Genomic DNA, 22,561 nt, shown 5'->3' on the forward strand with positions numbered 1-22,561 from the left:
CTGTTCTGCTGCCGACGGGACCGGCCGACCATCCAGTCTCCGATCCCGTCCCTCCTGTTGTCTCTCCCTCGTACGGGGGGTTCGGCGGCCGTCATGGGGGTCACCCACCTGGACCTTGCCATAATGCAGGCGTAAGTCCGAGTCCGGGAGTGGTGTAGGCGCCGGCATCGAGGTCCGCGCGCACGGCCCCGCTCCGGCCGACGGTGAAGCTCAGACCGTAGTCCTTGGTGAAGAAGCGGTCGCCGCCGGAGTCCAGACCGTTCAGTTCGGCGCGCAGTGTGACTTTGGTCCCCGGCTTCCACTCGTCCTTCGGCCGCCAGGCGATCCGGTCCTTGTCGTCCTTGGTGCGCGCCCAGGTCCACGACCCTTCGGTGGGCTCGTCGGCGGTCACCTTCAGCCGCCGCTCCACCGCCTCCCGCTGGGTCACCGGGAAGGCGAAGGTGAGGGTGATCGGCTCGGTGACGCCGATCACCTCGCCGGGCCGGGCCGGGCCGAGCTTCGCCCAGTTCCGCTTGGCCACCTTGCCGGTGGTCAGCGACTCCTTCGCCTCACCGGCATCGCCCTGCGGGTTCTTCGTGCGTGCGAGCACGGAGTACTTGGTGTCCGGCGCCGCCTTGGCCCGCGACGTCCACACCGTCCCGTCCCCGGAGAGCCCGCCGACCAGCTGCCGGCCCCGGGGGTCGGTCACCGTCACCTCGGTCAGCACGCCGCCGTCCGCGCTCACCCGCAGCCGGTCCCCGGCCTGCACCGTCGCCGTCCCGCTGGCCGACCCGAGCCCCACCTTCACCGGCTGCCCCTGGGATGCCGACGCCTTGGTCGCGTCGCACGCCGCGAGCGTGCCGAGGCCGATCAGCGGTACCAGCGCGAGAGCGGCATACAACGACCGTGTCGGCCGGCGGTGCCGGTCGGGGCTCTGGCTCATGGGCAGGGACTTTCCGTCTGCGGTGGGGGAACGGCGGCAATGTCGGCCGCTAAGACGGGCTTTCGCAACACTCCGTTGCGGGGAGTGATGTGATCCATGCCACAACTTTCCCGAGTTGTCGATCAATCCGTGAACAGTGGGGATGCGCCGGGAAGTTGAGACCCGGCCGACGCGTGACGGCCGCGCGCCGCCGCGCCGGAAGGAATCCCCGCCGGCGTCCCGTGACCCGCAGTGATCACCTGTTTGGAGCACCCGGAGTCGAACCGGACAAACCCCGAAATGCGCCAAACTGGCCGTCTCTTGCCGCCCGTTCGGGCGGCGGTCGAGGAGGTGTGGTGTCCATGGCCGTGTCCGTCTCGGTGGTCCTGCTGCTGGTGGTTCTGACGGTGATCTTCCTGCGCAGCGGCAAGCTCAAGTTCTCGCACGCCCTGGTCTGCGGGCTGCTCGGCTTCTATCTGGCGGGCAGCAGCCTCGCCCCGGACATCCACCACGGGCTCGCCGGCGCGGCCGATGTCGTCAGCAGCGTGCGCCCCTGACGGCGGCCGGCGCCCCGCCACCGTAACCGCTCGGTCGCCGAGCGTGTCAACCGCCGTGATCGGCTGCGACGGCCTCCTGCCACGACGGCTTCCTGCCGTCGCCGGCCGCGGGCGCGGTCACCCGGTGGAGAAGACCCCGATGGCGTTCGCCACCGGCCGTTCCCTGCCGGTCGACGTCGTCGGATGGTTGCGCACCCGCAGCTCCCGGTCGTCCGGGTCGCGGCTGACGAACGTCGATGAGCCGCCGCCGTCCAGATCCATCGCCTCCCGGGCCCCCAGCCGCACCATCAGCTCCGCCAGCTCGCGCACCGTCAGCCCCGTCTGGTGCCGCCCCTTCTCCCCATCCGTCGCCATCAGGTAGAGCTTCCGGCCCCGGTCCGCGATGCCCACGGAGGTCCGCATCGTCACCGCGACGGTGTTCAGCCCGCCCGCCGGCCGGGCGTTCCGCACGATCGGGAAGCCGCCGACCGCGAACCGCGGCCGGCCCGGCCGCTGCCCGACCAGCCGGTGGCCGATCCGCACCCGCTCGCCGACACGCAGCGTGCGCAGCAGCCGCGCCCCCGCCTCCCGCCCCAGCAGCACCACGCTCCCGGACGCGATCTCCCCCTTCCCCGGCCTCCGGCCCACCGTGGCCACCCGCCCCCGCCGGACCGTGACCTCGGCGGTGTCCTTGGTGCACCCCGCGCTGCGGTTGGTGTCGGTGCCGCAGACCGCGCGCTCGCGGGACACCGGGCCCCATGCCGGGGTGTACGCGCCGATCCCGCCCACCGGCAGCGCGTACTGGTTCAGCCCGCGCAGCCGCCAGGAGCCGCCGGCGCTGCGGACCGTACCGCGCAGCGCCAGCCGGTCCAGCCGGGCACGGTGGTCGCGGCCGACGGTGAGGACGTCCTCGGTGGTCGCGCCGGGCGGCAGCACCGGACCGAACCGCTGGCCGTTCGGCACCGCGCCCTTCAGCTCCCGGCCCGAGGCCACCGCGGGCCCGACCGCGGCACCGGTCACCGCGACACCCGGGTGCCGGGTCTCGCTGATGTCGAAGAAGTCGCCGTTGACGGCCCCCACCACGTCCTCGTCGTCGGCCAGCTCGGACACCGGGGCGCGCTCGGCGACCGCCCGCGGGTGCAGCAGATCCACCGAGACGTCCCGATCGGACAGGTCGACGGTCAGCAGATGGCCGTGCACGATGCCGCGCGGCAGCCGCATCCGGAACTCGGCGTAGGTCACGCCGGGGGCCACCCGGACCGCGTCCGTACGCTCGATGCCGTGGCCCGCGGCGGCGGCCCGGCCGCCGTCCGCGAGCCCGCCGCCGACCAGGACGCCCCATGCGACCAGCACCGTCGCCGTCGCCCGGACCCGGCCGAATCGCTGTTTCACGAAAGCCCCCTGACGTCGCGTCAACTGTCTCAGGTGCTTGAGGCGCTCACTATGACCCGCGGGTGTCGGGAATCCGTACACCTGCCGAACGGCCGTCGTGTCGCCCGGTGCGGGCGACGGTGCGCGGCATGATGCCCCGTCACATGTCCCCGTCCAGCAGGTCCTCGCAGAAGGGCGCCCCGTTGACCAGGTCCATGTAGCGCGCCCAGTCCCAGTGCGGGCCGGGATCCTTGTGGTCGGTGCCGGGGACCTCGACGTGCCCGATGATGTGCTTGCGGTCCTTGGGGATGCCGTAGCGGTGGCAGACGGCGGCGGTCAGCAGCGCGGACCGGGTGTAGAGGGCGTCGGTGAACCACTTCGGGTCGTCGATCCAGCCCTCGTGCTCGATGCCGATGCTGCGGGTGTTGTAGGCCCAGTTGCCCGCGTGCCAGGCGACATCCCGCTCGTGGACACACTGGGCGGTGTAGCCGTCGGCGGACCGTACGACGTAGTGCGCGGCGGCCTTGTGGGCGGGGTCCCGGAAGAGCCGGAGGGTGTCCGGGAAGCTCTCCTGGGTCACATGGATCACGATCATGTCGATCGGGTACTGCGACGGGCGGTGGGCGGCAGTGAAGTTGGCGGGGTCGGCCGGGGTCCAGTGGACCGGGGGGTAGGCGCCTCCGCCTGCGGGCCGTTTCCGGGGTGGCGCGGCGGCGGAGGCCGCGGTGAGGGGGGTGAGTGCGGCGGCCGCGGCGAGCGCGGCCGCGCCGGTGAGCAGCCGCCGGCGGGCCGGGAGGTGCGGTTCGGGCTCCATGTGAACTCCTGACAAGGACCGAGGGGGGTCGCGTACATGTCACGCACATGCCGATGCATTCATCATGCGCAGCGGTGCGCGCCCTGCCAAGGGAAGGGCCGTTGTGTCAATGGCTTGACCAAAGACGGACCGCGGTGGTTCGAAGGAGCCGGATCACCCCTGATCGGACGTCACCCGGGTGCCGGAGCAAGGATCCTGACGGGGGGGCGGGAACGGGTGCCGGCCGGCCCCGGGTGACGTCGCCGGGCCGTGGTCAGTGGCCGATCTCGACGTCCTCCAGCACGCCCAGTGCGTCCGGCACCAGAACCGCCGCCGAATAGTAGGCGCTGACCAGGTACTTGATGACGGCCTGCTCATTGATGCCCATGAAGCGCACCGACAGACCAGGCCGGTACTCGTCCGGGATGCCGGTCCGGTGCAGCCCGATCACGCCCTGGTTCTCCTCGCCGACCCGCATCGCGATGATCGAGCTGGTCTGGTCCGGGTGGACCGGGATCTTGTTGCAGGGCAGCAGCGGGATGCCCCGCCAGGCGCGCACCACCGTTCCGTCGATCTCGGTGTTCGCCGGGTAGATCCCGCGTGCGTTCCACTCCCGGCCGATGGCCGCGATGGTGCGCGGATGCGCCAGCAGGAACTGGGTCTTGCGGCGCCGGGAGATCAGCTCGTCGAGGTCGTCGGGGGTGGGCGGGCCGGTGCGGGTGTGGATGCGCTGCTTGAGGTCGGCGTTGTGCAGCAGTCCGAACTCACGGTTGTTGATCATCTCGTGCTCCTGGCGCTCGCGCAGCGCCTCCACCGTGAGCCGCAGCTGCTGGTCCAGCTGGTTCATCGGGTCGTTGTAGAGGTCGGCGACCCGCGAGTGGATCTTCAACACGGTCTGTGCGACGCTGAGTTCGTACTCCCGCGGCGCGCGCTCGTAGTCGGCGAAGGTGCCCGGCAGCTCGGGCTCGCCGACATGGCCGGCGGCCAGTTCGATGGCCGCCTCGCCGTGCTTGTTCTGCGCCGGCACCAGCGCCGTACGGAAGTTCTCGACGTGCTCGCGCAGCGCCTCCGAACGGCCCAGCACGTCTTCGTACTCGGCGCGGGTCAGCGTCAGCGCGGTGCCGCGGGTGACCGCCCGTACGGTGTGCTCCCACTCGGCGTCCGGCGTCAGCAGCGCCGCCTCGCCGACCGCGTCGCCGCCGACGAGCACCGCCACCACGGTCTCGTCGCCGTACTTGCCGGTGCCGATCCGGTCGAGCTTGCCGTGGGCGATCAGGATGACCTGGTCGGTCGGCGTGCCCCGTTCGGCGAGGACGTCACCGGGGGCGAAGTCGCGCTGGACGAACCGGTCGGCCAGCGCCTCCAGCGTCGGGTTGTCGTCGAGGCCGCGCAGCGGCGCCATTTCCCGCAACTCCTGGGGAATGACCCGGACTTCGGCGCCCTGGGTGGTGAACTCCACCCGGCCGTCGCCGAGTGTGTGGGTCAGTCGCCGGTTCACGCGGTAGGTGCCGCCGTTGACCTGCGTCCAGGGCAGGATGCGCAGCAGCCACCGCGAGGAGATGCCCTGCATCTGCGGGGGCGTCTTGGTCGTGGTCGCCAGTTTGCGGGCGGCGGCGGTGTCCAGGCTGGTGCGGATCTGCTCGATGCCGGACGCCTGCGGGCCGGACGTGGGGTCCACCGATGTGGTCATGGCGAGGATTCACCTGTTCTGTTCGGTACGTAACGCTCTGCACGAGCGGTGAAGAAGGCAGGGAGGAAGAGGAGCGGAGGGGCCGGAATGCCGGGGTACGCGGTGCGGACGGACGGCGAGGCGGTTTCCCCTCAGTGGCCGATTTCCACGTCCTCCAGGACACCGAGCGCATCGGGAACGAGAATGGCCGCCGAATAGTAGGCGCTGACGAGATAGTTCATGATGGCCGTGTCGTCGATTCCCATGAAACGCACCGAAAGGCTCGGCTCGTATTCATCCGGAATTCCACTGCGGTGCAGACCGACCACACCTTGCCTGTCCTCGCCGGTGCGCAGCAGCAGTACCGAACTCGTCCGCTCCTTCGTCACCGGGATCTTGTTGCACGGGAAGATCGGCACCCCGCGCCAGGACGGCACCGAGTGACCCATGAAGGAGACCGGGTCCGGGTACAGCCCGCGGGCGCTGCACTCCCGGCCGATCGCCGAGATCGTCTTGGGGTGCGCCAGCAGGAAGCCCGGGTCCTTCCAGACCGTCGCGAGGAGTTCGTCGAGGTCGTCGGGGGTGGGCGGGCCGGTGCGGGTGGGGATGCGCTGCTTGAGGTCGGCGTTGTGCAGCAGCCCGAACTCGGGATTGTTGATCATCTCGTGCTCCTGGCGCTCGCGCAGCGCCTGGACCGTGAGCTTCAGCTGCTCCTCGACCTGGTTCATCGGGTCGTTGTAGAGGTCGCCGACCCTGGTGTGGGTGCGCAGTACGGTCTGCGCGACGCTGAGTTCGTACTCCCGCGGGGCCGGCTCGTAGTCGACGAAGGTACTGGGCAGCGACGGCTCGCCGTGGTGGCCGGAGGCGACCGCGACGGCGGATTCGCCGCTGGCGTTGGTCGGCGGCCCGGCGCCGTCGGCGGCCGACGCGAGATGGTCGCGCAGCGCGTCGGAGCGGCCGATGACCTCTTGGGCGTCCGGCCGACTCAGTGCCATGACCGTCACCCGGGTCACCGCGCGATAGCTGAACTCCCAGTCGCCGTCCGGGCTGGTGAGCGGTTCGTCGCCGAGGTGGTCGCCGCCGGCCAGCGCTTCGAGGACGGTCGCGTCGCCGTACTTGCCGGTGCCGATCCGGTCGACCCGGCCGTGCGTGATCAGCACCACCCGGTCGTGCGGCGTACCGGCCTCGGCGATCAGGTCACCGGGCGCGTACTCGTGCTGAGTAAACCTTTCGCCGAGTGCCGCGAGCACCTCGGTGTCGGTGAACTCCCACAGCGAGGGCAGTTCGCGCAGCTCGTCGGGGATGATCGAGACCTGGGTGCCGATGATGTCGAAGTCGATCCGCCCGTCGCCGACGGTGTAGGCCAGCCGTCGGTTGACGCGGTACGTACCACCCGAGACCTGCACCCACGGCAGGAGCCGCAGCAGCCAGCGGGAGGTGATTCCCTGCATCTGCGGAGCGGTCTTGGTGGTGGTCGCCAAATTCCGTGCGGCTGCGGTACTCAGACTGGAATTCGGGGTCTCTTCGGTGCTTCCGGGCAGTGCTTCGCCGGCAATCGTCACCATGTCACCTATCTCGTGGAGAGTGCGGCGCGGACCGTCCGGAGAGCGCTCGGCGGAGCTCCCCGGCAGCTCGCCGCATCGAAGATAGTGGCGTGCCTTTTAACCGTACAATCGCTCGATGGGGTGGCATGGAATTCGGCTTCCCTGGAAAGGGTTTAGCGGTTTTCAGCGCCGGGCACAGTGCGTCGGGGAAAAGGTCAGCGGATCGTCCAGAACGGCCCGGAGCGCGGCGTGCGCCGCACCGAACAGCGGGCCGTCGGCCCCCAGTTGGGACACCTTTACCAACGGCCCGCTGCCAACGGCAGGTTGGGCTGCGACAGTCGTCCGCTGCGTCAACTCACGCTCCAGGGACGGCAGAACCCACGGCGCCAGCCCGGCCAGCGAACCGCCGAGGACCACCGCCCGCGGATCGAGCAGATTCACCGCACCGGCCAGCGCGATCCCCAGTGCGCTGCCCGCCTCGTCCAGGGCGCGGACCGTCGCCGGGTCCCCGTCGGCGGCGCGCCGCGCCAGCAGCGCGACCGCGGCCCCCGGCCGGCCGGCCGCCGCCCGCTCCGGTGCGAGCCCGCCGGCGCGCAGTACGGCCCGCTCGCCCGCATACTGCTCCAGGCAGCCCCGCCCGCCGCAGCCGCACCGGCGGCCCTCCGGGTGGACCGGAACGTGCCCCAGTTCACCGGCGAATCCGCGGGCGCCCCGCAGCAGTTGGCCGTCCACCACGACCGCGGCGCCGATGCCGATCTCGGCCGAGACGTGCAGGAAGTCCGGCGGCGCGGGCCGGCCGGTGCCGCCGCCCAGTCGCAGTTCGGCGAGCGCGCCGAGGTTCGCCTCGTTCTCCACGGTGAGCGGCACCGCCCCGGCGCCGTACTCCGGGGCCAGGGCGGGCGCCAGGTCGGTGTCGCGCCAGCCGAGGTTGGGGGCGTGCACCACCGTCGTCGAGCCCCGGGCCACCAGCCCCGGGACGGCGACCGCCAGTCCGGCCGGCCGCAGTCCCTCGGCGGCGATCCCCGTCCGCACCTCCGCCAGCAGCGCGGCCAACTGCCGGAGCACCGGCCCCGGTTGGCTGTGCCGGTTCGCCGCGTCCGCCGCCACCCGGGCGCGGACCCGGCCGCGCAGGTCGACCGCGCACACCGCCAGGTGGTCGACGCCTATCTCCGCCCCGATCCCGGCCGGTCCCCGGTCGCTGACCGCCAGTTCACTGCCCGGCCGCCCGCGCCCGCCGGTCGCCGCCGGCCCGCTCTCCACCAGCAGCCCGGCCCGTAGCAGGGCGTCGACCAGCGGCGCCACGCCCGCCCGGGTCAGCCCGATCCGCGCCGCGACCCCCGGCCGGGACAGCGGTCCGTCGGCCGCCACCGCCCGCAGCACCCGGGCCAGGTTGCGGCGGCGGATGCCCTGCGGGGTGTCGTCGGTGGGGGCGGGCATGGCGGTCTCCCGATAGATGGCGGTCTCCTGATAGGTCGCAACAGGCTTTCTGATACGGCGAGTTGGGTGATTCCGTAAAGGGTGAAGCGGGCCCGGGATTCCGGCGGCGGGAGGTCAGCGGCGGCCGAGCAGGGCCGCTCCGTCGGCGAGCGTCGCCGCCAGCCGGTCGCAGGCGGCGGTGTCCCGCTCCACCGCCTCGAACGCCGCACCACGGGCTGTCCCCCAGCGGCGCGCCACCGCCGCCGGATCCTCGCCCAGCAGCAGCCCGGCCGCCTGCGCCGCGGCGCCGAGCGCCACCAGCTCCCGCGCCTCGGGCACCACCACCGGGCGCCCGGAGAGCCGCCGTACGGTCTCCCGCCAGGCGCGGCCCCGGGCCCCGCCGCCGATCAGCAGCAGCGGCGCGTCCGGTGCGGCATCCGCGTCGAGTACCTGGTCCAGGGCCTGGAGCAGCGCGAACACCGCACCGTCGTACGCCGCTTGAAGGAGCTGGCCGGCCGTGGTGTCGTGCCGCAGGCCGTGCAGCAGCCCCGAGGCGTGCGGCAGATTCGGGGTCCGCTCGCCGTCCAGGAAGGGCAGCAGTACCGCGCCGCCGCCCGTCTCGACGGCCTCCCGGTCGCGGCCGAGCAGCGCCGCCACCCGGTCCACGGCGAGTGTGCAGTTCAGGGTGCAGGCCAGCGGCAGCCAGTCGCCGCGGGCGTCGGCGAAGCCCGCGACGATCCCGGTCGGATCGGTCGGCCGGCGGGTGGCGACCGCGTAGACCGTGCCGGAGGTGCCCAGGCTCAGCACCGGCTGCCCGGGGCGCAGGCCCAAGCCCAGCGCCGCTGCCATGTTGTCGCCGGTCCCGGCGGCCACCAACGCCCCCTGAGGGAGCGGCAGTTCGGTGCTCCGTACGGTACCCGCGGCCTCGCCGGGCAGCGCCACCCGCGGCAGCTTCTCCGGGGCCAGTCCGACGTGCTCCAGGATCTCGGTGTCGTACGCCCCGGTGGCCGAGGCCCACCAGCCGGTCCCGGACGCTTCCCCGCGGTCGGTGACGCCCTGGCCGGTCAGCCGCTGCGTCAGGTAGTCGTGCGGCAGCCGGACCGCGGCGGTGGCCTCGGCCGACTCCGGCTCGTTGTCGCACAGCCAGGCCCACTTGGCGATGGTGAACGCGGACCTCGGCACGCTTCCGGTCCGCTGCGCCCAGACCTCGGCGCCGCCCCGCTCCCGGATCAGCCGCTCGCTCTGCGGCGCCGCCCGGACGTCGTTCCACAGCAGCGCCGGGCGGACCGGTGCGCCGGCCGCGTCCAGGGCGACCAGCCCGTGCTGCTGCCCGGCGACCGACACCGCGGACGCCTGCCGGGCCACCGCCCCGCACCGGTCCAGCGCCTCGCCCAGCGCCCGCCACCACTGCTCCGGGTCGCTCTCCTTGCCGCCGGGTGCGCCCCCGTCCGCTCCGGTGCCGCCGCTGACGGTGTGCGGGGCCTGGCCCCGGGCCAGCACCTCGCCGGTCTCCGCGTCCACGACCAGCGTCTTGGTGGACTGCGTCGAGCTGTCCACCCCGACGACGAGCGGTCCGGCCGACTGTGCGCCCATCGTGCACTCTCCCTTGGCGGCTGGTGGTCCGGGGCGCTGACTCCCCCGGGGTGCCCGGTGGTCCGGGTTCCTCTCAGGGGGTTCCCCGGTGTGCTGCCGCATATTAATTTGTCCGCGACGGAATTTGTAAAGCTCGTTGACGAAATGGGTGGGGCGCGGCGCCGGACGCCACGACCGGGTGTGCCGGCCCGCACCGCAGCCCGGACGACCCGACCGAGGGAGCCGCCATGAGCCATCACCCCGTGCCCGCGGACAAGTTCAGCTTCGGACTGTGGACCGTCGGTTGGCAGGGCCGGGACCCCTTCGGGGACGCCACCCGCCCCGCCCTGGACCCGGTCGAGGCGGTGCACCGACTGGCGGAGCTGGGCGCGTACGGCGTCACCTTCCACGACGACGACCTGATCCCGCCCGGCTCCGGCGACCGCGCCCGCGAGGCCGCCGTCAAGCGCTTCCGCACGGCGCTGGACGCCACCGGCATGGCCGTCCCGATGGCCACCACCAACCTCTTCACCCACCCCGTCTTCAAGGACGGCGCCTTCACCGCCAACGACCGCGACATCCGCCGTTACGCCCTCCGCAAGACGCTGCGCAACATCGACCTCGCCGTCGAACTGGGTGCCCGTACCTATGTGGCCTGGGGCGGCAGGGAGGGCGCGGAATCCGGCGCGGCCAAGGACGTGCGCGCCGCGCTGGACCGGCTGAAGGAGGCGTTCGACCTCCTCGGGCAGTACGTCACCGAGCAGGGCTACGACCTGAGGTTCGCGATCGAGCCCAAGCCCAACGAGCCGCGCGGGGACATCCTGCTGCCCACGGTCGGCCATGCCCTGGCCTTCATCGAACGGCTGGCGCGCCCCGAGCTCTACGGCGTCAACCCGGAGGTCGGCCACGAGCAGATGGCCGGTCTGAACGTCCCGCACGGAGTCGCCCAGGCCCTCTGGGCGGGCAAGCTCCTCCATATCGACCTCAACGGCCAGAGCGGTGTCAAGTTCGACCAGGACCTCCGCTTCGGCGCCGGCGATCTGCGGGCCGCGTTCTGGCTGGTCGACCTGCTGGAGAAGGCCGGCTACGACGGTCCCCGGCACTTCGACTTCAAGCCGCCGCGCACCGAGGACCCGGACGGCGTCTGGGCCTCGGCGGCGGGTTGTATGCGCACCTACCTGCTGCTCCGGGAACGCGCGGCGGCCTTCCGCGCCGACCCGGCGGTCCAGGAGGCGCTGCGGGCGGCGCGGGTCGGCGAGCTGGCGCGGCCGACCGCCGAGGACGGCCTGGCGGGACTGCTGGCCGACCGCGGCGCGTACGAGGAGTTCGACGCGCGGGAGGCGGGTGCCCGGGGGATGGCGTTCGAGCGGCTGGACCAGCTGGCGGTGGACCACTTGATGGGGGCGGCCGGCTGATGGGGGCGGACGGCTGACGGAACGGAGCGGCGCCCCGAGGGGTGGCCGGCTCGGGGGCGTTCGAGTGCCCTCGAAGGGGCCGGCTGGGGGGGCCGAGTTGGGTTCCCTCAGCCGAACAGCTCGCGGACGAACCGGAGTTCCGCCGCCCGCTGCTGTCCGCCGCCGCCCTCATGGGCGTTGAAGCGCCATACCTGGAGCTGCTTCTCGCCCGCGTAGTGGTGGTACGCGGCGAAGCCGGTGGACGGCGGCACGACGGCGTCGCGCAGGGCCGTACCGAAGAGCGCCGGGGCGCTCGCGCGGGCCGCGAAGTTCAGTCCGTCGAAGTGGTCGAGGGTGTGCAACGCGGCGTCTACATGGGTGCGTTCGCCCGCGAAGTAGCGGACCAGTTCGCCGTACGGCCCCTCGTCGGTGATGTCGAGGGCGCGCCGGATGTGTGTCAGGAACGGCACGTCGATCAGCGCGCCCGCGAGCCCCGGGACCAGCCCCGTCATCGCCAGCGCGAGGGCGCCGCCCTGGCTGCCGCCCGCGACCACGATCCGCTCCGCGTCCACCGCGGCGTGCCCGCGGGCCGCCTCCACGGCCCGGACCGCGTCGGTGAACAGCCGGCGGTAGTAGTAGTCGTCGGGGTCGAGCAGGCCCTGTGTCATCTTGCCCGGTACGCCGGGGTGCCGGGCGCCGACCGGATCGGGTGTGTCACCGGGCCGGTTGGGGCCGCTCTGCCCCCGGGTGTCCATGACGAGCGTGGCGTACCCGGCGGACGGCCACAGCAGCCAGTCGTGCGGCAGCAGCCGGCCGCCGCCGTAGCCGAGGTACTGCACGATGCAGGGCAGCGGGCCGGCGGCCGACCGCGGGCGCAGGAACCAGCCGCGGATCCGGTGCCCGCCGAAGCCGGAGAACTCCACATCGGCGGTGTGCAGCAGCGCCAGCCCGGCATCGGCCTCGGTGAACCGCGCGTCGAGTTCATGGCCGCGGGCCTCGTCGAGCGTCCGCCGCCAGAACGCGTCGAACCCGGCGGGCTCGGGCAGCGGCGGGTGGTAACGGCGCAGCTCGTCCAGGGGCAGGTCGGTGAACATGGAGCACCTCCGGGCCGTTTCGGGCGTACACGTTAAGGTCTCTCCGGCGATCGCGAACCAGGGCCGGTCCTTGGCCGCTCGTCGCCAACGGTGCCCAACGGACGGACATTTCAGACCAGGGATGTTCGGGGTTGGCCACCACGTCCCTCACATCACCGTAAAGAAGCGATCATTTCCGCCATGAGCTATCCGCCGCCTCCGCCGTCGAACCAGCCGCCGCATCAGCCGGCCCCCGGCAACCCCGGTGGTTTCGGCCCGCCGGGCGGCGGCTACGAGCCCGGCGCGCAGGGCGCGGGGCAGGGCCCGTACGGTCCGGGCGGCTATGGGCCGGGCGGCTACGGACCGGGCGGACCGGCCGGGCCGCCGGGACCCGCGGACCCGTCGGCCGGTGCCGGACCGGTGCCCTCCGGCCCGTACGGCGCGTCCGGTGGCGGCGGCTTCGGGCCCCCTGGCTCGGGCGGTCCCGGCGGCCCTGGCGGTCCGGGCGGTCCGGGTGGCGCAGGCGGCCCCGGTGGCTGGCAGCAGCAGCCGCCGCCGGGCCCGCCGCAGCGGGGCGGCGGCAACGGCAAGGCGATCGCGCTGATCGTCGGCGTCGGTGCGGTCGTGCTGGCAGCCGTCATCGGCACCCTGGTCTGGGCCAACAGCGGCAGCGGTCGCACGAACCAGGCCAAGCCCTCAGGCTCCGGCCCCAGTTACCCGGCCGGCGCGAGCCCCTCCGACTCCGCCTCCGCGACCCCGTCCGGTGCCCCTTCGCCGTCCACGGCCCCCACCGGCCCGGGAGCCGGCGCGGTCTCGCCCACCGGCCGCACGACTCCCTTCTACGAACTGAAGCGGGGCGACTGCTACGACATCCCGCCGGGCGGCGACGGCGGTAACACCAACGCCGCCGCCTGCACCGGCGCCCATGACGCCGAGGTCGTCTTCGTCTACACCCTGCCGTTCGGCCTGTCGTCCGAGAACGAGATCAAGGACAAGGCATCGTCGCTCTGCGCCTCCGAACTGGAGAGCAAGGCGTCCAGGCAGCCGGCCGGAACCGCCGAGGGCACCTACGTCCAGTTCCCCAGCCTCAAGGGGTACAAGCTGGGCATCAAGTCGGTGATCTGCAGCCTGACGGCCAACAAGAGCGGCACCAAGAAGCTCACCAAGCCGCTGGTCTGAGGGGCGGGGAGAGGGAGCGGGGAGGGGAAGGGAAAGGGACAAGGGGACAGGGAGAGCACGCGCACGCAACAAGGGAGGGCACGCGCGCGCAACAGGCGGGGCGGCCGTAGGCGTGGCGAGCCGTCCTCTGCTACCTCAACGCCCCCAGCGCCGCCGCCAGTTCCGCGATCGTGTCCGGGCCCACCCGGCAGCAGCCGCCGATCAGCCGGGCGCCCGCGGCCACCCAGGCGGCGGCGCGATCCCCGCTGAACGCCGGGCTGCCGCGCCACGCCCGCGCCGTTGCGTCCCAGATCTCCCCGCTGTTGGGGTAGACCACCACCGGCTTGCCGGTGACCCGCGCCGCGATCTCCACCCCCCGGTCCGCGTCGTCCGGCGCGCAGCAGTTCACCCCGACCGCGATCACCTCGTCCGCCTCCGCGGCCGGCGCGAACGCCTCGGCCAGCGGCTGCCCGGCCCGCGTACGGTCCCCGGCCACGCTGTACGACAGATATGCCGGGACACCCAGGCCGCGCACCGCCCGCAGCAGCGCGACCGCCTCTTCCGCGTCCGGCACCGTCTCCAGCGCCAGGACGTCCGGCCGGGCGGCGGCCAGCACCTCCAGGCGCGGTCGGTGGAAGCGCTCCAGTTCGTCCACCGACAGGCCGTAGCGACCGCGGTACTCGGAGCCGTCCGCCAGCATCGCGCCGTAGGGACCGGCCGACGCGGCGACGTACAGCGGTGCGGCGACGCCGCCCGCCCGCGCCCGCGCGGCGGCCTCACGCGCCAGTGCCACGCTCCGGCCCATCAGCGCCGCGGCCTCCTCCGTGGCGATGCCGCGTCGCGCGAACCCCTCGAACGTCGCCTGATAGCTGGCGGTGATCGCCACCTGTGCGCCCGCCTCGTAGTACGCGAGGTGGGCCAGTACGACGGCCTCCGGCTCCTCGGCCAGCAGTCGGGCCGACCACAGTGCGTCGCCCAGGTCGTGGCCGGCGGACTCCAGTTGGTTCGACAGCCCGCCATCGAGGACGACCGGCCCCGCGGCGAGCGCCTCGGCGAACGAAGGCTCCGCCGCCGGGGAGGGCGACTGCGACGACGGCCCGCTCATGGCCCACCACCTCCCGGGATCATTCGTGCTCCACCGCCTGGATGTCCAGCTCGATCCGGATCGTGGCGCCGATCGTGGCGATGCCCCTGGCCAGCATCTTGCGCCAGTCCAGCGTGAAGTCCTCGCGGTGCAGTTCGGTGACGGCCGTGCACGCCGTACGGGTCTCGCCCGCGATGCCCGTGCCGATGCCCAGGTAGCGGGTGTCCAGCTGGACATTGCGGCTGACGCCGTGCAGATGCAGCACGCCCTGTACCGCCCAGCGGCTGCCGCCCTTGTGGACGAACCGCTCCGCGGCGAACTGGAGATACGGGTACCGCGCCACGTCCAGGAACTCCGCCGACCGCAGATGATCGTCGCGCATCCGCACTCCGGTGTCGATGCTGGCCGCGTCGATGGTCACCTCCACCCGGGAGTCCCGCATCCGCTCACCGATCCACAGCCCGCCCTCGAAATGGTTGAACCGGCCGTGGATCTCCGCCAGTCCGATGTGCCGGGCGGTGAAGCGGATGGCACTGTGGTCGGGGTCGATCCGCCACCGCCCCGGAGCGGGCAGGGGCAGCGCCGGTGCCAGTTCCAGGGCGATCGGCCGCGGCACGGTCCGCCGGCCCGCCACGACCACCGCCTCGATGCGTACCGGCCGGAAGCCGTCGGAGGTCACCGCGAGGCGGTACGTGGCGGGCGGCAGCGTCACGGTCAGCCTGCCGTTCGGGTCCGTCCGGCCGTGCGTCACGTCCTGACCGTCGGCGTCCCGGATCGCTATCTCGACTCCGGCCATCGGCAGGCCGACCGGATCGTGCACGGACAGGTCCAGCGCGCCCGCCCCTTGGGGGAGCGGTGACTGCGGGCTGTGCGGCGAACGGTCGCGCAGGCGCTGGAGGATGGCGAGCGGCATGACAGGACGGGGCCTCTCGGTCTATTCACGGAAAGAATCGTGGAAAAGGTGCAGATACCTCTCCATCCTGTCATTGCCGCGGAGCGGATCGGTCATCGGGTGTCAAGAGCCGGGGAAACGTGACTTCGGTCGCAGGGCTCCTCCATGGCGCGAGGGGTCCGCGCAGGGGGAAGGGGGAGGCGGGCGGCGACCGCGGTGGTCAGTCGCCGTCCGAGGGCATCGTCATCCCGGCCAGGGCCGCCGCCGGATCGTCCGTGGCCGGGCCGGCGGGCGTCCACCGGCCGGCTTCCTTCCGGTACGGCCACCAGCGGCCGTCGCGGCCGTAGCGGAGCTGGGCGTCGCCGCCGAGCACCGTCCAGCGGTTGCCGGTGGCGCGCAGCCGGGGCTGTGTCCCGCGGTCCTCCCAGGCAGTCGTGAGCCGTTCGCCGGCGCGGGCCAGCGCCTCGGGTCCCGGCGTCCAGTCCTCCTCCAGCACCGCCAGGCCGTCCGGGCCGCCCAGCTCCCAGGCCCGTACCGCCCGTGCCAGGCCCTGGGCGTCGCGTCCCGAACCGGCCGCCAGGCGCGCCGTTATGGCCGCGCCGGGCCCGCCTGCCGCCAGCCGCACGGCGTCCTGCCCAGGCGTCAGTTCGGGCGGCGGTGGGGTGTCGGGGTGCCACGGGGAGAGCGCCTCGGAGAGCAGCCGACGGGCGCGCGCCGCCGCCTCGCCGATCAGGAACTCCAGTGCGGCCACGTCGACACCGGGCGCGGGCCGGGTGCCGCCGCCGAGCACCGGAGCGCTGCCCGGCTGCGTGACCATCGGCGGCGGCGCGGGCAGTGGCGGCAGGATGTCCCGCGCGGCGTACGCCTCGGCGGCCGGTACCCCGGGTTCGTGCCCATTCCCTTGATCGGCCGCTGCCGTGTCGTCGGACGCGGCCCCGGAACGACTCGCGGGTTCGTCCGCGGTCGCCGCTTCGCCCGTGGTCACCCCGGCGCGAGCCGCGTTCCGCTCCTGGAGCTCGTCCAGCAGCGCCTGTTCGCCCCGGCCACGCAACAGCAGCAGGACGAACGGATCCTCGTCCAGCAACCGCGCCACCTGGTAGCACAGCGCGGCGGAGTGCGCGCAGTGGTCCCATGCCCCACAGCCGCACTCCGGCTCCAAGTCGCCGATTCCCGGGAGGAGTTCGATCCCGGCGACGGCGGCGTCCTCGACGAGGACCGGCGGCATGTCCCGGTCCAGCAGCGCCGCGATATGGCCGGACCGGTCCGCGACCAGGTCCACAAAGCGCTCCCAGTCGGCCGCGCTCAGCTGCTGCAACAGGACGTCGGAGCGGTGCCGGGTGTGGTCCCGGTCCTGTACCACGGCGGTGATCCGGCCGGGGCGTACGGATACCGCGCCGACCGTCCCGGCCCGCGCGTGCCGGCGGCCCAGCTTCAGCTGCTGCCCGTCCAGCGCGGTGTCCTCCAGCGCCTTCAGCCACGCCTGCCCCCACCAACTGCGCGCGAACACCCGCCCGCGCGCCGCCGGCAGGGCGGCGAAGGTCCGCTCGGGACCCGGCCCGTCCGTCTCCGTCACCGTCTCCAGGGCGTCCCGCATGTGCCGCATGTCCCTCATGTTCTGCATGCTCTGGGTGTCCTGCGTCTTCTTCAGGTCCCGCGTGTTCCGTGTGGTCATCGTTCGCCGTTCCCCCTCAGTGCGACCAGGTCCGCCAGTTCCGCGTCGGTGAGTTCGGTCAGTGCGGCCTCGCCGGCGCCCAGTACGGCGTCGGCCAACTGCTGCTTACGGGAGAGCATGTCGGCGATCCGGTCCTCGATCGTGCCCTCCGTGATGATCCGGTGGACCTGCACCGGCCGGGTCTGCCCGATCCGGTACGCACGGTCGGTGGCCTGCGCCTCGACGGCCGGATTCCACCAGCGGTCGAAGTGCACCACATGCGCCGCCCGGGTGAGGTTCAGGCCCGTACCGGCCGCCTTCAGCGACAGCAGGAACACCGGTACCGCGCCGTCCTGGAAGCGCCGCACCATCTCCTCCCGCCGGTCCACCGGCGTCCCGCCGTGCAGCAGTTGGGCGGGGACGCCGCGCGCCGCCAGGTGGGCGGCCAGCAGCCGCGCCATCCGCACGTACTGGGTGAAGACCAGCACGCTCGCCCCCTCGGCGAGGATGGTGTCCACGAGCTCGTCCAGCAGCTCCACCTTCCCCGACCGTCCGGCGAACCGCGCCGTACCGGCGTCCGGCGGGCCGTGCCGCTCCTGCCCGTACTGCCCCTTCGTGTACGGCTCCTTCACATATTGCGCGGGGTGATTGCAGATCTGCTTGAGCGAGGTCAGCAGCCTGACCACCAGGCCCCGGCGGGCGAACCCGTCCGTCCCGGAGATCTCGCTCAGCCCCTCGCGCACCACCGCCTCGTACAGCCCGGCCTGCTCCTTGGTCAGCGCCACCACCCGGTCGGTCTCCGTCTTGGGCGGCAGCTCCGGCGCGATCCCCGGATCGGACTTGCGGCGGCGCAGCAGGAACGGCCGCACGAGCCGGGCCAGCCGCTCCGCCGCCGCACCCGCCTCGGGGGACGCCGCCGCGCCGCCCTCGATGACCCGTGCGTAGCGCCTGCGGAACTGCCCCAGCGGGCCCAGCAGTCCGGGCGTCGCCCAGTCCAGTACGGCCCACAGCTCGGACAGGTTGTTCTCCACGGGGGTGCCGGTGAGCGCCACCCTGGCCCCGGCCGGGATGGTGCGCAGTGCCCGGGCGGTCGCGGAGAAGGAGTTCTTGATGTGCTGCGCCTCGTCGGCGACGACCAGCCCCCAGCCGGCCTCGGCCAGCTTCCCGGCGTCCAGCCGCATCGTGCCGTATGTGGTCAGGACGAACTCGCCGGCCGCGGGCTCCCCCAGACTGCGCCGCCCGCCATGGAAGCGGCGCACCGGCGTACCGGGTGCGAACCTCTCGATCTCCCGCTGCCAGTTGCCCATCAGGGAGGTGGGGCAGACGACCAGGGTGGGACCGGCGGATGCCGGGTCGGTCTGCCGGTGCAGATGGAGGGCGATCAGGGTGACGGTCTTGCCCAGGCCCATGTCGTCGGCCAGACAGCAGCCGAGGCCGAGTGAGGTCATCCGGTGCAGCCAGTCGAGCCCGCGCAGCTGGTAGTCGCGCAGTGTGGCGGCGAGCGCGGCCGGCTGCTCCACGGGGGCGGCGTCCGCGCGCTCCGGATCGGCGAGCCGGTCGCGCAGTTGGGCCAGCGGGCCGGACGCGCGCACCTCCACCCGGTGGCCGTCGCCGTCCGCCACGCTGCCGGTGAGCGCGGCGCCGAGCGCGTCGAGCGGGGTGACCTTGCGGTCCCGACGGTCCCGGGCGGCACGCACCGCCGCCGGATCGATCAGCACCCACTGGTCGCGCAGCCGCACCAACGGCCGGCCGGCCTCGGCGATCCGGTCCAGCTCCGCCCGGTCGATCTCCTGGCCGCCGATCGCGAACCGCCAGCTGAACGAGAGCAGCGCGCCGGCGGACAGCAGGGACGGCATGCCGGATCCGGCCCCGGCCCCGGAGCCGCGGCCGGTCCCGTTCCCGTCCGCGTCGCCGTCCCGGCCCCTCGCCCCTTCCCCGTCTCCTTCCCCGATCCAGGGGCGGGCACTGTCGTCCGTGGCCGTCCGGTGTCCGTCGCCGCGCACCGTGCGGTACGCGGTGGCGCTCGCCTCCATCGTGGTCGCGCCCGTCGTCTCGGGTGGTCCCACCACGGCCTGAGTGGTCAGCGTCCGGGCCAACTCCTTCGGCCAGTGGACCGCCACCCCGGCGGCGGCCAGCGCTCCGGACGCCGGGCCCAGCAGCTCGGCGATCTCCTCGTCGGCGAGTTCCAGCGCATCGGGGACGGCCGCGGACAGCAGCGGCGTCAGCGGAGCCCACACATGGGCCGCGCGGCGCAGCGTGAGCAGGGTGTCCATCCGGGCCCGCGGCCCGAACGCCCACCCCGTCGGCGTCGTGCCCGCCCAGACCTCGGCGGCATCCGCGCACAGCGTGGGATCGGTCGCGCTGTGGAGCTGGAGGACGGCACGGAAGGCGACGTCCGGCGCGGCCGGCCCGCCCAACTCGCCCGGCCCGTAGGGCTCGTCCGGCCCGCGGAGCCCGTCGCCGCCCGACAACCCGCACCCCGCGCCCCGCACCTCCACCCGCAGCGATATCCGCACCCCCGCGTCGTGTCCGGCGGCGACCTCCGCGGCCCAGGCACGCTGCTCCGGGATGTGCTGCGGGGTGGCTGCGGCGAAGGCCGGCCCGCCGGCGGCCAGTACGGCCGCGGGAGTACGGGGCAGACCGTCGGCGACCGCGTCCAGGAAGGCCCGGAGATGGCGCTCGGGCTCCGGCAGCGCCACCGGGTCGGTACCGGGGAGCGGGGTGGCGTGCGCGTACGGAGGCATCGCGGCGGCGAGGTCGCGCAGCCGCCGGACGTCGTCCGGGTCGAGCGGGCCCAGCCGCCAGGCGTCGTGGCCGGCGGGGCTCAGACCGGGCAGCAGCCGGCCGCGGGCGGCGATCTGGAGCGCCAGTACGGATGCCGCGCCCCAGAAGGCGGCGGCCGGTTGGGTGCCGTTCGCGGCACGGGCACGGGTGAGGACGGGCACCGCGGCGGCTACCGGCAGCACCAGGGCCGGCACCGCACGTACGGCGATCCCGGCGCCCGTACCGCCGTTCCGAGTGGGGTCCGCACCCGTGCCCTCCGCGCCCTCCGCGCCGTCGGGATCGTGCGCCGAGGCCACGGGCAGGGCGACGGATATCTGCTCCGTCGCCGGCCCGCTCTCGCCGGGTACCTCGTCGCCCCGCGTGCCTCCGCGGTACGCATCCGGGGTCGAGGTGCCCAAGGCGCCGCCCAGGATGCTCGCGACGGGTTCTCCATCGGGGCGCCAGAAAGCGATCCGGCCGAGCCGGGGTGGATCCGACGGGAGGAAGACCGCTGCACAGCGGGAGAGATCGGAGAGCAGACCGGGGGTGACCGTGGTGAGGGAAGCCACTGGAACCGAGAACTCCTCAAGTTTGACTACTGGCCCTGAGTCGCCCGAGGGTACAGCAGGAACCGCCACGTCATGGAACCCTCGGCGCGAAAAGGGCGTTCAATGGAATACACAGAGCGCGGCATGCACCGCGGAAGGGGCGTGAAGGATGTCCACACAGGCGAAGGTCGCGATCGGCGGCGTCGTGGTGGGAGCGATCCTGCTGTCGCTGCTGCCCTTCTGGGCGGCCGTTTTGGTCATGGTCGGTGTCCCGGCCATCGCGTATCTCACGCTCGATCCCTCCCAGCGGCGCCGCCTGCGCCACGTCAGCCGCAAGCAGATCGGCCGCTGACCTCACGGGGCCCTGCCGTACGCCGGGTCCCGGCCGCTGCGGCGGGCCCGCGGCCGTGCGGTGCCGGCCCGCGCCGCCGCGGCAGCCGGGCGATCGGAAACCGGTGCATCGCACGCCGCGCCGCGCCGACCACGGCCCGGCGCGGCGGTTCTCGGCGCCCCGCGACGAGCGTCAGACGGGACGCGCCGCCAGCCTGTCCAACGACGCGAGCAGGCCCGGCAGTTCGGGCCCCCGGCCGACCGGGTGCACCTCGCCGGGCTCGTCGTCCAGCAGCACGAACGCGATGTCGTCGGTGCGGGCGACCATGCTCCAGCCCGGCCCGTCGACCCGCAGCGTACGGGCCTCGCCCGCCGCGAACGACGACCGCACCCGGCCGGGCGGCGGCGGCTCGGAGAGATAGCCGCGGGCCTCTTCCAGGACCCGCCGCACGCCCTTGTGCGACTGCTCGCCCGGCTCGGCGAAGGTGACGTCCTCGTCGTCGACCTGCTCGCGCCACGCCGCCCACTGGAGCGCGATCTCGTCCGCGCCCAGCCGCCGCTGGGCCGGGCCCCATTCCGCGGCGTCCGGCGGCGTGAGCGGTGCCGGGCCGCCTTCCTGCGGCTCCGGGTCGTGCGGCTGCGGCACCCCGGGTGCCGCCACGGCGAGCGGCAGCGGCCAGCCGGGCAGCGCCGCGACCAGGCTGTCCTCAGTGGGCGACAGGTCGTACTCCATACCGCAGTCCCAGGCCGCGATCGCGCAGGCCACCAGCGTCACGTCCTCCGTGGCCACCGTCCAGCGCGCACCGGCGCCGTCCTGGCCGAGGACCAGCCCGTAGCCCTCCGCGTACGGTTCGAGACCGAGGCCCGCGCACACTTCCGGGTAGTCGTCGCCGAGCACGCTCGGGAACTGCGCGGGCGTCAGCAGCACCGCCGTCAGCACGAACAACTCGTCGCCCGACTGGTCGCTGTCGGCGCTCTCGGTCGTCGGCACGCGGGCCTCCCCATCCATTCCGATCCGCACTACGTCGGCGCACCCTAATTGGCTTGGTCCGGCCTTGTCACCAGCCGTACGCTGCAACGATGTGTTTCTACAGCAGCCGGGTGCACTTCGTGTGCCTGGAGTGCCGCGCCGCGTACAAGAAGACGGCGGGCGCGCGCGAAGCGGACCGCTGCCCGCGGTGCCGCCGGGAGCTGATCGACGCGGGGGCCGATCTGGCCGTCCCCAAGCGGCGGGACACCGCGGGCTGGCGGGCGCTGGAGACGGTGCTGCGCGCCGGGTTGACCTTCCACGGCGGCTGCTGCGGTACGGGCCCCGGCTACCGTCCGCGCACCCCGCGTGAGGTCCGGGACCGGCTGGCGCTCGCGGCCCGCACCGGAATGCCCGTCAAAGAGGCGCTGGCCGTCGCGGACCCACGCTGATCGACCGCCGCGGTGCCGTCGGGCGCACGCGAGGGGGCGGCGCCGGCATGTCCCGTCAGGACACCGGCAGTCCGAGCAGTTCGCAGGCGACCTGCCGGGGGGACTGCGCGCGCTCCCGGGCCAGTGCGATCACCGGTCGGCAGGCCAGCTCGTTGACCCCGAAGGCGAGCGCCTCGGGCGACACCCACGCCGCCGCCTGTGCGCCGCGCTCCTCGTCCTCCTCGGCGGCTGCCGCCACGTAGCAGGCCGCCGCCTCGAAGAGATTGTGCGGGCGGCCCGCGAGAGGGTTCCCGCGCCCCGCTCCCGGCCGTCTGCCGCTGTGGAACACCCCGACGATGTCGCGTATGAATCCGGTCATTCCGACTCCCGATCCGGCGCCCGTATCGTCGTTGAAGTGTGCCCGCAGCGCCTAGTGTTGGAACTTCGGCTGACGAAGGGACGGACAGC

At 73.4% G+C, this 22,561-nt stretch carries 19 protein-coding genes; 5 read left to right on the plus strand and 14 right to left on the minus strand.

What is annotated here, in order from left to right; all coding sequences use genetic code 11:
• Positions 1-100: 100 nt before the first annotated feature.
• Positions 101-922: an Ig-like domain-containing protein gene (locus RZ84_RS32420; RefSeq protein WP_043268027.1), complete on the minus strand. Its 822-nt coding sequence runs from the start codon at positions 920-922 to the stop codon at positions 101-103.
• Between the two features lie 341 nt (positions 923-1,263).
• On the opposite strand from RZ84_RS32420, the gene RZ84_RS32425 reads away from it, so the two are divergent.
• Positions 1,264-1,458 carry a hypothetical protein gene (locus RZ84_RS32425; RefSeq protein WP_043271510.1) on the plus strand — a complete coding sequence of 65 codons (195 nt, stop codon included), beginning with the start codon at positions 1,264-1,266 and terminating at the stop codon, positions 1,456-1,458.
• 117 nt (positions 1,459-1,575) lie between these two features.
• On the opposite strand, the gene RZ84_RS32430 is transcribed toward RZ84_RS32425, so the two are convergent.
• The 6 genes from RZ84_RS32430 to xylB all read right to left on the minus strand — a co-directional run bounded on the left by RZ84_RS32430 (position 1,576) and on the right by xylB (position 9,823).
• On the minus strand, positions 1,576-2,829 hold the full coding sequence (locus RZ84_RS32430; RefSeq protein ID WP_043268028.1) for a phosphodiester glycosidase family protein: 1,254 nt from the start codon (positions 2,827-2,829) through the stop codon (positions 1,576-1,578).
• Positions 2,830-2,968: 139 nt separating this feature from the next.
• Positions 2,969-3,622 (minus strand): N-acetylmuramoyl-L-alanine amidase, encoded by a 654-nt coding sequence (locus RZ84_RS32435; protein WP_043268029.1) that lies wholly within the window; start codon positions 3,620-3,622, stop codon positions 2,969-2,971.
• 253 nt (positions 3,623-3,875) lie between these two features.
• Positions 3,876-5,291, minus strand: a complete 1,416-nt coding sequence (locus RZ84_RS32440) for a family 2B encapsulin nanocompartment shell protein (protein WP_043268030.1) — start codon at positions 5,289-5,291, stop codon at positions 3,876-3,878.
• 131 nt (positions 5,292-5,422) lie between these two features.
• Positions 5,423-6,835: a family 2B encapsulin nanocompartment shell protein gene (locus RZ84_RS32445; protein ID WP_043268031.1), complete on the minus strand. Its 1,413-nt coding sequence runs from the start codon at positions 6,833-6,835 to the stop codon at positions 5,423-5,425.
• Between the two features lie 162 nt (positions 6,836-6,997).
• Positions 6,998-8,251 (minus strand): ROK family protein, encoded by a 1,254-nt coding sequence (locus RZ84_RS32450; protein ID WP_043268032.1) that lies wholly within the window; start codon positions 8,249-8,251, stop codon positions 6,998-7,000.
• A gap of 114 nt (positions 8,252-8,365) precedes the next feature.
• Positions 8,366-9,823, minus strand: coding sequence for a xylulokinase (gene xylB / locus RZ84_RS32455; RefSeq protein WP_043268033.1), 1,458 nt, complete (start codon positions 9,821-9,823; stop codon positions 8,366-8,368).
• 227 nt (positions 9,824-10,050) lie between these two features.
• Between xylB and xylA the strand changes: the two genes are divergently transcribed.
• Positions 10,051-11,217 (plus strand): xylose isomerase, encoded by a 1,167-nt coding sequence (gene xylA / locus RZ84_RS32460; RefSeq protein WP_043268034.1) that lies wholly within the window; start codon positions 10,051-10,053, stop codon positions 11,215-11,217.
• Positions 11,218-11,324: 107 nt separating this feature from the next.
• Here xylA and RZ84_RS32465 read toward each other — a convergent pair whose 3' ends face one another.
• Entirely contained in the window at positions 11,325-12,290 is a 966-nt protein-coding gene (locus RZ84_RS32465) for an acetylxylan esterase (RefSeq protein ID WP_043268035.1), read from the minus strand.
• Between the two features lie 180 nt (positions 12,291-12,470).
• On the opposite strand from RZ84_RS32465, the gene RZ84_RS39375 reads away from it, so the two are divergent.
• Positions 12,471-13,448, plus strand: coding sequence for a hypothetical protein (locus RZ84_RS39375; protein ID WP_043268036.1), 978 nt, complete (start codon positions 12,471-12,473; stop codon positions 13,446-13,448).
• 130 nt (positions 13,449-13,578) lie between these two features.
• Here RZ84_RS39375 and mmuM read toward each other — a convergent pair whose 3' ends face one another.
• The 4 genes from mmuM to RZ84_RS37485 all read right to left on the minus strand — a co-directional run bounded on the left by mmuM (position 13,579) and on the right by RZ84_RS37485 (position 20,386).
• Positions 13,579-14,532, minus strand: coding sequence for a homocysteine S-methyltransferase (gene mmuM / locus RZ84_RS32475; RefSeq protein ID WP_043268037.1), 954 nt, complete (start codon positions 14,530-14,532; stop codon positions 13,579-13,581).
• Between the two features lie 19 nt (positions 14,533-14,551).
• Positions 14,552-15,424 (minus strand): YceI family protein, encoded by an 873-nt coding sequence (locus tag RZ84_RS32480; RefSeq protein ID WP_043268038.1) that lies wholly within the window; start codon positions 15,422-15,424, stop codon positions 14,552-14,554.
• Positions 15,425-15,623: 199 nt separating this feature from the next.
• Positions 15,624-17,006 carry an SWIM zinc finger family protein gene (locus tag RZ84_RS32485; RefSeq protein WP_241778112.1) on the minus strand — a complete coding sequence of 461 codons (1,383 nt, stop codon included), beginning with the start codon at positions 17,004-17,006 and terminating at the stop codon, positions 15,624-15,626.
• Positions 17,007-17,071: 65 nt separating this feature from the next.
• Positions 17,072-20,386 (minus strand): DEAD/DEAH box helicase, encoded by a 3,315-nt coding sequence (locus RZ84_RS37485; RefSeq protein ID WP_043268039.1) that lies wholly within the window; start codon positions 20,384-20,386, stop codon positions 17,072-17,074.
• A gap of 148 nt (positions 20,387-20,534) precedes the next feature.
• On the opposite strand from RZ84_RS37485, the gene RZ84_RS32495 reads away from it, so the two are divergent.
• On the plus strand, positions 20,535-20,717 hold the full coding sequence (locus RZ84_RS32495) for a hypothetical protein (RefSeq protein WP_043268040.1): 183 nt from the start codon (positions 20,535-20,537) through the stop codon (positions 20,715-20,717).
• Positions 20,718-20,888: 171 nt separating this feature from the next.
• Here RZ84_RS32495 and RZ84_RS32500 read toward each other — a convergent pair whose 3' ends face one another.
• A complete protein-coding gene (locus tag RZ84_RS32500) occupies positions 20,889-21,686 on the minus strand; it encodes a hypothetical protein (protein WP_198540091.1) in 798 nt (265 codons plus the stop codon).
• 89 nt (positions 21,687-21,775) lie between these two features.
• Between RZ84_RS32500 and RZ84_RS32505 the strand changes: the two genes are divergently transcribed.
• Positions 21,776-22,114: a hypothetical protein gene (locus RZ84_RS32505; protein ID WP_043268042.1), complete on the plus strand. Its 339-nt coding sequence runs from the start codon at positions 21,776-21,778 to the stop codon at positions 22,112-22,114.
• 55 nt (positions 22,115-22,169) lie between these two features.
• Here RZ84_RS32505 and RZ84_RS32510 read toward each other — a convergent pair whose 3' ends face one another.
• On the minus strand, positions 22,170-22,472 hold the full coding sequence (locus RZ84_RS32510; RefSeq protein ID WP_043268043.1) for a hypothetical protein: 303 nt from the start codon (positions 22,470-22,472) through the stop codon (positions 22,170-22,172).
• Positions 22,473-22,561: the final 89 nt, after the last annotated feature.

Source organism: Streptomyces sp. CT34 (genome assembly GCF_000805335.1).
Taxonomy (GTDB): domain Bacteria; phylum Actinomycetota; class Actinomycetes; order Streptomycetales; family Streptomycetaceae; genus Streptomyces.

What these genes read in the sequence shown, in the direction of transcription:
- RZ84_RS32450 (WP_043268032.1), bottom strand. Translation starts at nt 8,251, where the DNA reads ATGCCCGCCCCCACCGACGACACCCCGCAGGGCATCCGCCGCCGCAAC.
- xylA (WP_043268034.1), top strand. Translation starts at nt 10,051, where the DNA reads ATGAGCCATCACCCCGTGCCCGCGGACAAGTTCAGCTTCGGACTGTGG.
- RZ84_RS39375 (WP_043268036.1), top strand. Translation starts at nt 12,471, where the DNA reads ATGAGCTATCCGCCGCCTCCGCCGTCGAACCAGCCGCCGCATCAGCCG.
- xylB (WP_043268033.1), bottom strand. Translation starts at nt 9,823, where the DNA reads ATGGGCGCACAGTCGGCCGGACCGCTCGTCGTCGGGGTGGACAGCTCG.
- RZ84_RS32440 (WP_043268030.1), bottom strand. Translation starts at nt 5,291, where the DNA reads ATGACCACATCGGTGGACCCCACGTCCGGCCCGCAGGCGTCCGGCATC.
- RZ84_RS32485 (WP_241778112.1), bottom strand. Translation starts at nt 17,006, where the DNA reads ATGCGGCACATGCGGGACGCCCTGGAGACGGTGACGGAGACGGACGGG.
- RZ84_RS32445 (WP_043268031.1), bottom strand. Translation starts at nt 6,835, where the DNA reads ATGGTGACGATTGCCGGCGAAGCACTGCCCGGAAGCACCGAAGAGACC.
- RZ84_RS32435 (WP_043268029.1), bottom strand. Translation starts at nt 3,622, where the DNA reads ATGGAGCCCGAACCGCACCTCCCGGCCCGCCGGCGGCTGCTCACCGGC.
- mmuM (WP_043268037.1), bottom strand. Translation starts at nt 14,532, where the DNA reads ATGAGCGGGCCGTCGTCGCAGTCGCCCTCCCCGGCGGCGGAGCCTTCG.
- RZ84_RS32510 (WP_043268043.1), bottom strand. Translation starts at nt 22,472, where the DNA reads ATGACCGGATTCATACGCGACATCGTCGGGGTGTTCCACAGCGGCAGA.
- RZ84_RS32465 (WP_043268035.1), bottom strand. Translation starts at nt 12,290, where the DNA reads ATGTTCACCGACCTGCCCCTGGACGAGCTGCGCCGTTACCACCCGCCG.
- RZ84_RS32505 (WP_043268042.1), top strand. Translation starts at nt 21,776, where the DNA reads ATGTGTTTCTACAGCAGCCGGGTGCACTTCGTGTGCCTGGAGTGCCGC.
- RZ84_RS32425 (WP_043271510.1), top strand. Translation starts at nt 1,264, where the DNA reads ATGGCCGTGTCCGTCTCGGTGGTCCTGCTGCTGGTGGTTCTGACGGTG.
- RZ84_RS32480 (WP_043268038.1), bottom strand. Translation starts at nt 15,424, where the DNA reads ATGCCGCTCGCCATCCTCCAGCGCCTGCGCGACCGTTCGCCGCACAGC.
- RZ84_RS32495 (WP_043268040.1), top strand. Translation starts at nt 20,535, where the DNA reads ATGTCCACACAGGCGAAGGTCGCGATCGGCGGCGTCGTGGTGGGAGCG.
- RZ84_RS32420 (WP_043268027.1), bottom strand. Translation starts at nt 922, where the DNA reads ATGAGCCAGAGCCCCGACCGGCACCGCCGGCCGACACGGTCGTTGTAT.